General features: G+C 67.7%; 1 pseudogene. It reads right to left on the bottom strand.

Features of this window, described 5'->3' with window-relative positions:
- Positions 1-35 precede the first annotated feature (35 nt).
- A pseudogene (locus ACWEO2_RS33785) lies at positions 36-15,131 on the bottom strand (SDR family NAD(P)-dependent oxidoreductase); the annotation flags it as partial.
- Between the last annotated feature and the right edge of the window lie 962 nt (positions 15,132-16,093).

Raw genomic sequence — 16,093 nt, forward strand, 5'->3', positions numbered from 1 at the left:
GTGTTTGCTCAGCTGAGGTGGTCGGGGAACTTGCTTCAACTGAGTTGGTCGATGAAATCGAACAGCTCGCGGTCGTCCGCGGCTTCGAGACTGTCGGCGCCGCCGCCCAGATCGATTTCGCCGGCGTCCTTGCCTTCGAGCTCACGCAAAAGTGCGGTCAACCTGCTTGCGATATCCGACCGGTCCGCAGCCGACAGTTCGGCCGTGGCGCAGCTGCGCGCCAGCGACTCGACCTCGGCCGCAATACGTTCCGCGGGGTCGTCGACCGGAACGATCTCCTGCCGGATATAACCGGCCAGCGCCTCCGGGGTGGGGTAGTCGAACATCGTGGTCGCGGACAACTGCACGCCCACAGCCGATTTCAGCCGGTTGCGGAATTCCATCACGCCGAGCGAGTCGAACCCGATATCGCTGAACGGCTTGTCCGGAGGGAGCGAGTCCGCGCCGGTGTGTCCCAGCACGAGCGCGGCCTGGGCACGGATCACGTCGAGGATGACACGTTCCTGTTCGACTGTCGGGCGGTCGAGCAGTTGCGCAACCAAAGGTGCGGAGCGCCCATTCGACGCTGTCGGCGACTCACTCGTCGTAGCGACCACCGGGCGGCGCGATGCCTGCGACAGACCACGCATGACCGCGCGCACAGCACCGGGATCCGCCTCGCCGAGAGCGGTTCGGTCGATCCGGACCGCAACGAACGCCGACCGGCCGCCCGCCAGCGCGGCGTCGAACAGCTCCATGCCGTCCTCGTCGCCCAATGGCAGGAGACCTTCGCGCCGCAGACGGGCGAGGTCGGCCTCGCCGAGCGCGCTGGTCATACCGCCGCTCTGCTCCCATGGCCCCCATATCACCGATGTCGCGGGCAACCCGATGACGTGCCGGTGTTGCGCCAACGCGTCGAGGAAGACATTGGCGGCCGCATAGTTGGCCTGGCCCGGATTGCCGATCACGCCCGCGATCGAGGAGTACAGCACGAACGCCGACAGATCCAAGTCCTTGGTCGCCTCGTGCAGATTCCAGGCCGCATCCACCTTGGGCCGCAACACCGTCGCGATCTGCTCCGGCGTCATGGTGGCGAGCAGACCGTCGGCCAGCACACCCGCCGCATGTACGACACCGGTCAACGGATGCTGCGACGGTATTGCCGCCAACACCGCATCCAGTGCGGCTCGATCGGCCGCGTCGCACGCGACCACATCCACATGCGCACCGAGCGCGGTCAGCTCGGCGGCGAGTTCGGCCGCGCCGGGCGCTTGCGGACCACGCCTACCTGCCAACACCAGTCTGCGCACACCATGCACCGTGATCAGGTGTCGCGCGGCCACCGCGCCCAATCCTCCGGTGCCGCCGGTGATGAGCACAGTGCCCTCGGGCCGCAACGGCACCGGCACGGTGAGCACGTTCTTGCCGATATGCCGGGCCTGGCTCAGGTACCGGTAGGCGTCCGACGTCTGCCGCAGGTCCCACGCGATGGACGGGTACGGCGCCAAATTCCCGGCCTCGAACAGCTCGACCAGAGCGGTCAGAATCTCGTGCAGCCGATCCGGACCCACCTCCATCAGCATGAAGCTGTGGTAGTCCACCCCCGGATGCTGGGCGGCCACCTCGACCGGATCACGCCGGTCGATCATGCCCATTTCGACGAACCGACCACCGCGCGGCAGCAGGCGCAACGATGCATCCACGAATTCGCCTGCCAGCGAATCCAATACGATGTCCACACCGCGACCGTCGGTGGCGTCGAGGAACTTCTGCTCGAAATCCAATGTGCGCGAGTTACCGATATCGGAGTCGTCGAACCCCAAATCGCGCAACACATTCCACTTGGGCGCACTGGCGGTGACCAACAATCGCAGGCCCAGATGTCGCGCGAGTTGCACGGCCGCCAGGCCGACACCACCGGTCGCCGCATGCAGCAGCAGCGTCTCATCGGGTCGCGCATCGGCCAGGTCGACGAGGCTGTAGTAGGCGGTCGCGTACACGATCGGAACCGCCGCGGCCTGGGTGAACGACCAGCCACGCGGAATCGGCGCAAGCAGTCGGCGATCGGCCACCGCCACCGATCCGACACCCGGGATCAACCCGAAAACCCGGTCGCCGGGCACGAATTCGGTCACATCCGGTGCGACCTCCAAGACCACCCCGGCTCCCTCACCGCCGATTCGCGCAGCCTTGTCGGGGTAGGTACCGAGCGCGATCAGCACATCTCGGAAGTTGAGGCCGACCGACCGCATACTCACCCGGACCTGCCCTGGTGCAAGCGGTTCCAACGCATTCGGTTGGTCGCTCACACCGAAGTTGTCTTCGGTCAGCGTGCCTTTGTCGAGCAGCGTCAGCGCCCATGCCGGTGTCCGATGCGACCCGTGCGGAGCCCCATGTGGTGACGCCGCGCTATCGCCTACCGCACCGACCGAGGTGTCGCGCGACGCAACTTCGAGCGGGTTCGAACCACCGCGGTGCAGGCGCGGCGCATACGCCCTTCCGCGCCGCACGGCCAGCTGGGGTTCGTCGCCGGTAGCCGACGCCAGGGCCACAGCGGTCCGATAGTCCGCCCGGTCCTCGATATCGACGAGGAGAATTCGGTCCGGGTTCTCACTCTGTGCCGTACGCAGCAGACCCCACGCCGCTGCCGTTGGCAGGTCCACCGGCTCGTGTGGATGTACGGCGACCGCCTGCCGGGTCACCACGATGATGCGCCGGTCCTGTGTCAGCAGCCGCCGCACCTGCGCCGCGAGTTCGATGACCCGATCACGTACCGCCGCAGGGAGATCGCCGTCCACGGTCGTGGCGTCGAGCCGCAAGACCGTCGTGTCCCGTCCCGCGATCGTCACGGTTTCACCGTCACCGTCACCGTCCTCGGCAAGGCTCCAGGCGTCGGCCGCGGTGAGTTCACTCGCGGGCTCGGGTAGCGCGACCCAATTCACCTCGTAGCCAACGCCTTCGGTACGACGGTGCACCGAGCCGAGCGCATCGGCCGACAACATCCGCAGCGTCAGTGCCCCCACTTCGGCCACCGCCACACCTGCCGGGTCGGTGAGGGTTACGGTTATCCGCTCGCCCGCCGGCCCGGAGCCGGTCACGGCGGCACGGACCCGTACGGTGGTCGCGCCCGTCGCATACAGGGCGATGTTCTCCCAGGAGAACGGGACGGCGATCGCACCGGCCCGGGTGTCGGGAGCCAGCCCACCGAGCAGGATCGCGTGCAGCGCGGCATCCAACAATGCCGGATGCACACCGTATTTCGCGCCGTCCGATCGTGCCGGCTCCGGCAGTACGACCTCGGCGAACACCGCACCGTCGCACCCCCACAGGGCAGTCAGTCCGCGGAACGCCGGTCCGTATTCATAGCCCCGCTCGGCCAGATCCGCGTAGACGTGATCGATCGCTATCGCCGTCGCATCCGCGGGCGGCCAGCTCACCGGACCGGAGTCGACCAGGGATGTGTCCGCCCCTGCGGTGACCCTCGCGACCGCGTGGCGCACCCACTGGTCCGAATCGTCGCTGCGCGAGTCCGGATCACCATTGTTCGACCGCGAGTACACCGACACCGTCCGTGCGCCGGTTTCCCCGGGTCCACCCGCTACCACCCGCAGCTCGACGGCCCCGGCAGCCGGTATCGGCAGGGGTGCCTCGATGACCAGCTCCGCCAGTCGCGGGCATGCCACCGCCGCTCCCACGTGCAGGGCCAGCTCCACGAGGGCGGCGCCGGGCAGCAGCGTCACCCCAGCAACGGCATGATCGGCCAGCCAAGGATGACCGGCTCGCGACAGCCTCCCGGTGAACACCACATCCTGGGAATCCGGCAACCGCACCATCGCGCCCAACAGCGGATGCCCCGCATCGTCCAAGCCCGACTGCCACAACTCCGGCGCGTCGACCGGCTGCGCCCAGTAGCGTCGATGCTGGAACGCATAGGTGGGCAACGCCACCCGATCCGTGGGGCGGCCCGCATACAGCGGCGTCCAGTCCACCTTCACACCGACAACAGCTGCTTGTGCCAGCGCGGACACGAACTGAGTCGGCTCGTCGATCGAGCGCCGGGCGGCCGCGACCACCGTCGACTTGGCCTCGACGGCCGGAGTCTCGACCAGACACTGCCGAGTCATCGCGGCCAGCACCGCATCCGGTCCGATCTCCACGAACCGCCGCACACCTGCCTCGACCAGGGCGTCGATCCCCGGTGTGAACCGGACGCACCCCCGCACTTGCCCGACCCAGTACTCGGGATCGGTCAGCTCGGCAGCGACCACGGCCGCCGAAACGTTCGACACGATCGGCAGCGACGGCTCCCGATACGTCAATCCTTCGGCGACAGACCGGAACTCGTCGAGCATCGGCTCCATCAACACCGAGTGGAATGCGTGACTGACCCGCAGCCGGGAGGTCTGCACTCCCTTGCCGACAAGCCGATCACCGATCTCGGCTATCGCGGACACCTCCCCGGACAACACCACCGACGACGGACTGTTCACCGCCGCCAACGACACCCGCCCGCCGAACTCGGCCAGCACCTCCAACGCCTCGATCTCCGACACCGCGACCGCGAGCATTGCCCCGCCCTCCGGCAGGGCGCCCATCAATCGACCCCGCGCCACCACCAGCGCACACGCATCCTCGAGCGACCACACCCCCGCCACATACGCCGCCGCCAACTCACCGATCGAATGCCCGATCAGCAGATCCGGTGTCACACCGAATGATTCGAACAACCGGAACAACGCCACCTCGAACGCGAACAATGCCGGCTGGGTGAATTCGGTCCGATCCAACACACCCTCGGCGTCGGCGAACATCAGCTCCTTCAAGGACAGCGCGGAGCTCGTCGAGAGGTGGCGGTCAGACGACGGGTTGGTCCGCCCCAACAACGGATCGATCTGCGCGCACACCTCGTCGAACGCCGCCGCGAATACCGGAAACGCCTCGTACAGCCCCGCGCCCATCCCCACCCGCTGCGCGCCTTGCCCGGTGAACAGAAACGCCGTCTTCCCCGAACCCGCCGTCCCCTCGATCGTGCCCGGCGAACCCACCGCCAAATCGGCCAGACCCGCCAGCAGTTCGTCCCGATCCCGACCGACGACGGCCCCCCGACGATCCAGCAATGCCCGCGAGTCCACCAATGACCGCGCCACCGACCAGATGTCGACCTCCGGGCGATCGGCCGACCACGCCCGCAACCGCTCGGCCTGCGCCCGCAGGCTCTCCGCCGAGGTGGCCGATATCGTCCACGCCACAGCGACATCGACCTTCGGCAGGGCCGCACCGCGCTCGGGCATCGATGCCACCCGAGCCGGAGCCTCCTCGATGATCACGTGCGCGTTGGTGCCACTGATTCCGAACGAGGACACACCGGCTCGGCGAATCGACCCCCCTGCGCGCCATGGTTCCGGCCGGGTCAGCAGGCGCACCGCGCCGGCCGACCAATCCACGTGCGGGGACGGCGTTTCCGCGTGCAAGGTCGGGGGCAGGGTTTCGTGCCGCAGCGACTGCACCATCTTGATCACGCCACCGACACCGGCCGCTGCGACGGTATGGCCGATATTCGATTTGATCGATCCGATGCGCAGCGGCTCCCGATCCCCGCGCTCCTGCCCGTATGCGGCGATCAACGCGTTGGCTTCGATGGGATCCCCCAGCGGAGTACCGGTCCCGTGCGCTTCCACCGCATCCACGTCGGCGGGGATGAGCCCGGCATTCGCGAGGGCCTGCGCGATCACTCGCTCCTGCGACGGACCGTTCGGCGCGGTCAGGCCATTGCTCGCGCCGTCCTGGTTCACCGCGCTGCCCCGAACGACGGCCAGGATGTCGTGGCCCAGCCGCTGCGCGTCCGACAGCCGCTCCAACACCAGTACGCCCACGCCTTCGGCGAAGGCCACACCGTCGGCCGCGGCGGAGAACGCCTTGCAGCGGCCATCCGGCGACAGGCCCCGCTGCCGCGCGAAATCCACGGAGAGATATGGGGTTGCGGCCACGGTGACGCCGCCCGCCAACGCCAGCGACGTTTCGCCCTGACGCAGGGCCTGACACGCCAGATGCAATGCCACCAGTGAGGACGAGCATGCGGTATCGATCGTGACCGCTGGTCCCTCGAGACCGAACACGTAGGCGACGCGGCCGGAGACGACACTGTGGGTGGTGCCGGTCAGCCGGAACCCCTCGAGATCGCCGGTGACGCGGTCGACATATCCGGAGGCGCACGCGCCCGCGAACACGCCGGTATCGCTGCCGCGCAACGTGACCGGGTCGATTCCGGATTGCTCCAATGCCTCCCATGAGGCTTCCAGCAGCAGCCGCTGCTGCGGATCCATCGCCAGGGCCTCGCGCGGGCTGATTCCGAAGAATCCGGCGTCGAAATCACCGGCATCGTCCAGGAAGCCGCCGCCGCGGCTGTAGACCGTGCCGGGTTTATCCGGGTCCTGGTCGATCAGCTGCTCGAGATCCCAGCCGCGATCGTTCGGGAATTCCGTGGTGGCATCGGTACCCGACCGCACCAGATCCCACAACTGCTCCGGGGTTCGGACGCCGCCGGGGAACCGGCAGCTCATGCCGACGATCGCGATGGGCTCGTCCACACGTACCCGGCGCGACACCCGTGTCGTCCTGGAACCGGATGCCGTTCCCTCGATCTTGGCGTGCAAGAGGGTGGCAACCGCCGCGGCGGTGGGGTGGTCGAAGACCAGGGTGGACGGCAGCTGGACACCGGTGGCCTTGGACAGGCGGTTGCGGAATTCAACGCCGCCGAGCGAGTCGAATCCCAGTGCGTCGAATCGGGCGTCGGGACTGATGTCTTCGGCGGAGCCGTGCCCCAGCACAGCTGCCGCATGCTCCCGGACCAGCTCGAGCACCACCGCGGATCGTTCGGCCTCCGGTACCCGGCTCAGTCGGGTGCCCAGCGAACTCGACGCGGTCGCGGACGGGGCCGTGGTGCGGGGCAGGAATCCGCGGAGCACCGCGGGCACCGCACCGTCGCGCACCGCACGCCGCAGTTGCGCCGGGTCGAACCCGATCGCTGCCAGGTGTGCGGCGGCGCGGTTGGTGGCCGTATCGAACAGCCGGAGACCTTCATCGTTCCCGAGCGGGTGCAGACCGAGCCTTTCCCAGCGGGCGACGGCACTGCGGTCCAAGCCACCGGCCATACCGGCGGCGGAATTCCAGGGCCCCCAGGCCAGCGATATCGCTGGCAGCCCTTCGGCATGGCGACGGTGCGCCAGCGCGTCGAGGAATGCGTTGGCTGCCGCGTAGTTGCCCTGTCCCGCCGATCCGATCGCTGCCGCGACGGATGAGAACAGCACGAAGGCCGATAGGCCACGGTCACGAGTGAGCTCGTGCAGATGCCATGCGGCCGCAGCCTTCGAGTCGAACACGCGCCGCAGTTGCTCGGCGGTCAGGCCCGCGAGGGTGCCATCGTCGAGGACACCCGCCGCATGGACCACGCCGGTCAGCGGATGATCGGCCTCGATCGAATCCAGCAGCGAACGGAGGGCTTCTCGATCCGCTACATCGCAGGCCGCCACCCTGACAGCAGCGCCGGCTTCCGACAGCTCGGACACCAGTTCCGTTGCACCGTCCGCATTTTCGCCACGCCTGGACACCAGCAGCAGCCGGCGGACTCCATGTCCGGTGACCAGACGTCGGGCCACAAGCGCGCCGAGGCCACCGGTGCCGCCGGTTATCAGTACGGTGCCATCGCCAAATGATGACAGCGTCGCGTAGCGACTCGTTGGGGGGTGGTCAGGCGACGAGTGAGCCAGCGTCGCATGGCGACTCGATGAGGGGTGCTCGGGCAACGAGTGAGCCAGCGTCGCATGGCGACTCGATGAGGGGTGGTCAGGCAACGAGTGAGCCAGCGTCGCATGGCGACTCGATGAGGGGTGCTCGGGCAACGAGTGAGCCAGCGTCGCGTCACGACTCGATGAGGGGTGCTCGGGCAACGAGTGAGCCAGCGTCGCGTCACGACTCGATGAGGGGTGGCGGTCGGGTGACCGCTGGGCCAGCCCCGGCTCGGTATCGCGCTCGGCTCGTGCTTTCGCGAGTCTGGGCACGAGCAATGCTCCGGAGCGCACCGCTACCTGTGGTTCGCCTGCCGCGATCACCGCGCCGATCGGCATCGAACCCCCCCGGGGCGCAGCGGCCGACGGATCAGCGTCGATGAGAACGAACCGGCCGGGATATTCGGATTGGGCGCTGCGCAACAGGCCCCAGACGGCTGCCGCGGCGAGATCCGGTGCCTCGCCCGGCAGCGCGGCACCGTTGGTGGTCACCACGACCAGCCGAGTGTCGGCCAGACGCTCTTCGGCCAGCCAGGACTGCACTGTCGCCAAGACCGTTTCCAGGTGGCCGAGAACGGCCGCCGGATCGTCGGCCGCGGCACCGACCTCCGGACACCAGACCACAGCGTCCGGAATCGCTTGTGCCACAGCGAGTTCCGATGGGCTCGGCGAGCAGGTGTCGATTCCGGCGACCGCCGCCGAACCGAGTACGGCCATCCGGTCCACGGACAGACTCGGTGTCGCTGCCGGCGCCGGTGTCCACTGGATCTCGTAGAGGCCGGCGTCATCCCCGGCCAGTGTGCCGCGCATCTGTTTCACGTCATAGGGCCGCATCACCACCGCGTCGACGGAGACTACGGGCCGTCCCGAATCATCAATGGTCGCAACGGAGATCGTCTCCGGGCCACTCGCCACGGCGATGACCCGCAGCGTCGTCGCCTTGACCAGCGGCTGGTGCAGTCGCGCCCCGCCCCAGCGAAACAGCAACCGGCCGGTGTTCGGATCGCTGTCCTGATCACGCCAGACGAGCCCGGCCAGCCCGGCGTGCATCACCAGGTCGAGCAGAGCGGGATGCAGATCGAACCGCTCCGGTTCGGGCGCGGCCGCGGTGTCCAGGGTGATCTCGGAGAAGACGGTCTCACCCCGCTGCCATGCGGCGTCGACGCCGATGAACGCGGGACCGTATTCGAGTCCGGATCCCGTGGCGATTCGCTCGGGAATCCATGCGGGGTCGAGAGTTTCGGCGTCGGCCGGTGGCCAGACCTCGTCCCGCAGCCGGTCCAGCAGAGCGTCGTTGCCGTCCCATGAGGGGGCCAGCACTCCGCTGGCATTGCGCACCCATTCGCCCGCTCGGCGACCCACCTTGCGAAAGTAGAAGCGGAACGGCCGTCGCCCGTTCCCATCCGGCTCCTGCACCGACACCTGGAGTTCGACCTCGTCGTCTTCCGACGGAAGTATCGGAGCCTCCAGGGTCAGCTCCTCGACGACGCCGCAATCGATTCTGCTGCCCGCGACGAGCAGGAACTCGACGAGGGTCGCGCTCGGCAGCACCACGGTGCCGTAGGTCATGTGGTCGGCGACCCAGGGGTCGGTCGGCAGCGAGAACCGGCCGGTGAAAACGAACTCATCCTTACCGGCCACCGGCACCACACCGGTGAGCAGCGGGTGGCCGAGGGCGTCGCCCGTGGCTTCGGAACGCGGCGGCAACCAGAATCGCTGGTGTCGGAAGGCGTACGTGGGCAGGGGAACTCGTCGTCGTGCCGGGCGACGCAACAGCGCCGTCCAATCCACACTCGCACCGGACGTGTGAGCATGTGCCAGCATCGTCAGGAACTGTTGGGGCTCATCGTGATCCCGGCGCGCGGCCGCGGCCACCACCGACGCGGACTCCCCGCCCTCCGGAAGGGTCTGCCGGGTCAGCGCCGCCAGTACCGCGTCGGGCCCCAGTTCCAGGAATCGGCGCACCCCCGAGGCGATCAGCGTCTCGATACCCGGCGCGAAGCGCACCGCGGCACGCACTTGCCGAACCCAATAGGCAGGTTCCAGCACCTCGTCCCCGGCGAGCTGACCGGACACATTCGATAGCACCGGAAGGCGCAGCCGGTTGTACGTCAAGTCCTGTGCGACCGACTCGAATTCGGCCAGCATCGGCTCCATCCGATGCGAGTGGAAGGCGTGGCTGACCCGCAGCCGCGATGTCTTGCGGCCGCGCTCGGCGAATCGGGCCTCGATCTCGGCGACCGCGTCCTCGTCGCCCGAGATCACCAGGGCCGCAGGCGTATTCACCGCGGCGACCGACACACGGCCGGGATACTCGGCGACGACATCGTTCACCTCGGTTTCGGATGCTCCGATGGCCAGCATTGCGCCGCCCTCGGGCAACGCACCCATGAGACGGCCGCGCGCCGCCACCAACCGGCAGGCATCCTCGAGCGACCACAGTCCCGCGAGGTATGCGGCCGCGACTTCTCCGATCGAGTGGCCGATCAACACGTCCGGGGTGACGCCGAACGACTCGAGCAGGCGATACAGCGCCACCTCGAAGGCGAACAACGCAGGCTGGGTGAACTCCGTCCGATCCAGCACCGCGACATCGGTACCGCCAGCGGCGCCGCTGAACATGAGTTGTTTCAGCGAGCACTCCAGCACCGGATCGAACTGGGCGCACACCGAATCCAACGCGTCCGCGAATACCGGGAAGGCCTCGTACAGGCCTGCGCCCATGCCGATCCGCTGTGCACCCTGACCGGTGCACAAGAACGCCGTCGTCCCCGAGCCGATGGCGCCTGCGATGACACCGGTGCCGGTCCCCGATTCGGCGAGATCGGCCAGCCGCTCGAGCAACTCGTCCCGATCACGACCGAGGATCACACCGCGCGAGTCCAGCTGCGCCCGCGACGTCGCCAGTGCATAGGCCGCATCCGCGACGTCGATCTCCGGCCGCTCCGACAGCCAGGCACGCAGCCGGGCGGCCTGCGCGCGCAGACCTGCCTCGCCCTTACCCGACACCAGCACCGGGATGACCGACACGGTGATATTCGGGTGCCGTTGCGCATCGCCGCCGATGTCACCCTCGGTAGCCGCTACCGGTGCGGCAGGTGCCTCTTCGAGGATCACATGCGCGTTGGTGCCGCTGATTCCGAACGACGACACACCAGCCCGACGCACTCGATCGCCCGCGGTCCACGGTTCGGCTTCGGTCAGTAGACGCACCGCGCCCGCGGCCCAATCCACATGCGGCGATGGCGTTTCGGCGTGCAGTGTCCGCGGCAGCCGTTCGTGCCGCATCGCCTGCACCATCTTGATCACCCCGGCCACACCGGCGGCGGCAACCGCATGGCCGATATTCGATTTCAAGGAACCGATCCGCAACGGTTCCCGATCGCCGCGCTCCTGTCCGTAGGCGGCGATCAACGCCTGCGCTTCGATCGGATCACCCAGGGACGTACCGGTTCCGTGCGCCTCCACCGCGTCCACGTCGACCGCCGCGATCCCCGCATTGGCGAGGGCCTGCGCGATGACCCGCTCCTGCGACGGACCGTTCGGCGCGGTCAGGCCGTTGCTCGCGCCGTCCTGGTTCACCGCGCTACCGCGAACAACCGCCAAGATGTTGTGGCCGAGCCGCTGTGCATCCGAAAGCCGCTCGAGCACAAGCACACCCGAGCCCTCCGACCACGCCACCCCGTCGGCGGCAGCCGAGAACGCCTTGCAGCGTCCGTCCGGCGACAGGCCGCGCTGGCGGGCGAAGTCCACATACAGATACGGGCTGGCGGCGACGGTCACACCACCGGCGAGCACCAGCGAGCTGTCGCCCTGGCGCAGCGCATGGCAGGCCAGGTGCAATGCCACCAGCGATGACGAGCACGCCGTATCCACCGTCACCGCAGGCCCTTCCAGGCCGAACGCGTACGCGACGCGACCCGAGATGACGCTGTGCGATGTGCCGGTTAGCCGGAAACCCTCCAGGTCACCGGTCACCCGCCGGGCGTATCCCGACGAGCAGGCACCGGCGAAGACGCCGGTGTCGCTGCCCCGCAGCGACACCGGGTCGATACCCGCGTCCTCCAGGGCTTCCCAGGCTGTTTCGAGCAGCAGCCGCTGCTGCGGATCCATCGCCAGCGCTTCGCGAGGACTGATGCCGAAGAAACCGGGATCGAAATCGCCTGCACCGCCGAGGAATCCACCGTGGCGTGTGTAAACCTTTCCCGGCTTGTCGGGGTCCGGGTCGAACAGCCGGTCCAGGTCCCAGCCGCGGTCGGTGGGGAATTCGCCGATGGCGTCCCGGCCCACCGCGAGCAGATCCCACAGATCCTCGGCGGACCGAACACCGCCCGGGAATCGGGCACTCATGCCGACGATCGCGATCGGCTCGTCCGAAGTCGTGCGCCGCGCTACCCGCCGCTGCCCGCGGTCGGTCCCCGTGACCCGTTCCCGCAGCAGCGCCGCGACCGCACTCCCGGTCGGATGGTCGAAGATGAGCGTCTTCGGCAGCGGCACACCGGTAGCCCGCATCAGTCGGTTCTGCAGCTCCACCCCGCTGACGGAGTCGAACCCGAACTCGGTGAACGGCAGGTCCGGGTGAATTGATAGGGCCGACTCGTGGCCCAGTACGGCAGCGGCCTGCTCACGAACGATTTCGAGAACTACTGTGTCGCGCTGATATTCGGGGACCGCCAGCAGTTTGCGTGCCAGCGGCCCGTCGTCCCATGTTCCGGTCTGTTCATTTCCCTCGGAAATCTGCTCCTCGGTTGCCGCGACGACATCGGTTACCCGAGAAACGGCGGACACACCGGCCCAGAAACTGCGGCGCTGGAACGCGTACGGCGGCAGGTCGACCCGCGCGCCACCGGAGACCAGCGCGTGCGGATCCACCTGTACACCGGCGCAATGGGCCTGGCCCAGCGACGCCATGAACCGTTCCGGGCCACCCACACCGCGCCGCAACGATCCGACAACAGACACGCCCTCGGCCGCACCGGCCGCCTCGGCGGTTACGCCGATGCCCATCGTGAGCACCGGATGTGGACTCGCCTCGATGAACCCGTTGATACCGTTACCGATCAGCGCCGTCACGGCATCGGCGAATCGAACCGGTTCCCGCAATGACCGATACCAGTATTCGGCGTCCAGTTCCGCCGTATCCAACCGATCGGCGAATACCGTCGAGAAGAACGGCACCGACCCGGATTGCGGGCGGATCGGCTCCAGTTCCTCGAGCAGCCGATCACGCAGCCGCTCAACCGCTTTCGAATGCGACGCGTAATCCACCGGAATCCGGCGGGCCCATATACCGTCGCGGGCGCAGTCGGCGAGGAAGTCCGCCATCGCCGACGCATCACCGGCTATCACACTTTGCGCCGGTCCGTTCACCGCCGCCAATGACAGCCGATCCCCATGCGCCGATAGACGCTCCCGGACCGCATCCGCGCCGAGTCCGATCGAGGCCATACCGCCCTGTCCGGCCAGCTCATCGGCGACCGCCCGCGACCGGAGAGCCACCACCCGCGCCGCATCGGACAGCGACAGTCCACCGGCAACGTAGGCGGCGGCGATCTCGCCTTGGGAATGGCCGATCACCACGTCCGGCTGCACACCGGCCGCTCGCCACATCCGGGCCAGTGAGACCATCACCGCGAACAGCACCGGCTGCACCACATCCACGCGATCCAGCGGGGGCGCGTCACCTTCGCGACGCAGCACCGCCGTCAGCGACCAGTCCACGTACGGGGCAAGCGCCGCTTCACATTCCGCAATCGACTCCGCGAACACCCCACCCGCATCCAACAGCCCGAGCGCCATGCCCTCCCACTGGCTGCCCTGCCCCGGGAAGACGAACGCGACCCGCCGCGGCTCGGCCCGCGCGGTTGTCGGCTCGATCGCCACGGCGGGTGCGGTCGGGTCGGCCAGGGCCGCCAACCCGGCCAGCAGCTCCTCGCGATTCCCCCCGACGACGTTGCCGCGCCACTCCATTTGGGCTCGCGTGGCCAGCAACGAGTGCGCCACATCGACCACATCCAGCTCCGGATGGCGCAGCAGCCATTCCCGCAGCCGGGCCGCTTGCGCACCTACGCCGCTCTCGCTGCGGGCCGACACCATCCACGCAACCGCACCGACCGCGCCGTCCACCGTGGACGCGGCCGATACGACGGCAGGCGCCTCCTCCACGATCACATGGGCATTCGATCCCCCCATACCGAACGAGGACACACCTGCCCTGCGCACGTCGGCAACGGGCCAGCTCTCGGTGCCCGTCACCACCCGTAAGCCCAGGTCCGCGAGCGGAATTCGCGGATTCGGTGTCTCGAAGTTCAGGCTGGCCACCAGTTCTCGGTGACTCAGCCCCAGCACGGTCTTGATCAGGCCCGCGATACCGGAAGCACCTTCCAGATGCCCGATATTCGTCTTGACCGATCCGACGGCCAGCGGCGCATCCTGTGCCCGGCCCACCCCGTAGATTTCGCCGAGCGCGGCGGCCTCCACCGGATCACCGGCGGGTGTTCCGGTGCCGTGCAATTCGACGTACTGCACCGACGGCGCTTCGACACCTGCCGCGGTCAGCGCGGCGCGGATCGCCGCCGCCTGCGCATCTCGACTCGGGGCGGTCAGCACTCGGCGTTCATTGCCGGTATTGACCGCACTGCCGCGGATCACGGCGTGAATCCGGTCGCCGTCGGCGACCGCCTGCGCGAGTGGTTTCAGCACCACCATGCCGCCACCCTCGCCGCGGACGAACCCGTCGGCCCGCGCGTCGAATGTGTAGCAGGCGCCGAGCGCCGACTGTGCGCCGAACTGCTCGATACGCTCACTGCTCGTCGGCGACAGGATCAGGTTCAGGCCACCGGCCAGGGCCACGTCGCTCTCGCCGCTGCGCAGGCTCTCACATGCCAGGTGAACCGCGACCAGCGAGGATGCCTGGGCGCTGTCGACCACGATGCTCGGGCCGCTGAAACCGAAGTGGTTCGAGACGCGGTTGGCGATGATGCCGCGTCCGACACCCCACAGCGAGTGGCGGCTGACGCCCGGGCCACCTCGGGAGGCCAGGACTTCGGCGAAATCACTTCCGGTGCTACCGAGGAACACACCACACCGCCGGGCATCGCGCGCCGTGGCGGCCAGGCCCGCATCCTCGAGCGCCTCCCAGCTCAATTCCAGTGCCAGCAGCTGCTGCGGATCGACGGCGCGCGCCTCATTGGGCGAGACCCCGAAGAAGTCCGCGTCGAATTCCCCTACGGTGTCGACGAATCCGGCCCGCTCGATGATGCTCTCCCGGCCAGGGGGAGCTGTGCCGATCGCGCCGCGCCCCGCCCTGAGCAGCTGCCAGAAACTGTCGAGATCGGCCGCGCCCGGCATTCTGCAGGACATGCCAACGATAGCGACGGCAAACGCCGATCCGGTCACCTCTGAACATCCTTCCTCAAGGCATGCTGTGACCCCCCGTAAGCATCTGACGTGTATTTGTTGCTGGTCACCGTTTTCGGAGACGTCTGTCGATCGGCCCACCTGCAAGGCGTTCTCGATGAGGTATTCCCGCCGCGCCCCCTGGGCGATGACGCTCGGTGGACGACCCGCCGCCTCCCGCGACATCCATCCGGATCGCAGAGCAGGTCATGTCACCATCAATTCGTAGGTCCAACTAAAGATTTTGTAAATTTCGAATTGGCCGACTCCTGCTTCGACCCAACGGATTTCGACGCGGTCGAGGCTCGGCAAAGAGCCCTGATGATGCGGAGCGTCTTCCGCAGACACCCCGAGGCCTCGAGGAGATGGGGCAGGCGAGGTCCAGACTGGACCTAGCTGTGCCGCCCGACTCAGTAGAGCAAATAGTCAGCGAACGTCACTGAAGACCTAGGTGCTATGTGGGCACGCCAGAGGACCGAGGCGTGCGCAAGAGGGAGTAACGCTCGAAACGCCCATCGCGAAGTGCGTACATCGCACCTCCGCTACAGCGATACGGATCGACACAGTGATCTCTCGGATTGTCGAGCAGTAGAACACGATTCATTCTACTGGACAGTAATTTGACGATCTTGACCTTGTCAACCGGCCAGTAGCTTCGTGACGGCTACTCAGGCCGAGGATGAGTCGCGGACCCAATCGAGGCGGTGACCACCGGTCGGCTCCGATGTGATTGTGCGGCGTAAAGCCTTGGATGTAGCGCATTGGACGTACACATCATTGGGCCTCCTCGCGGCGTCACTGCTTCAGAAATAGCAGACGTCGTCCGAACGAAGTTTCCAAATATGGGAAGGTGAGCCGATCCGCGTTCTCATCGTTGCTTACAGCCGACCGACAAGGCCAATCCGTTCCCGCGCGACGGCCCACCCGATGGT

This window comes from Nocardia sp. NPDC004278, assembly GCF_053602975.1.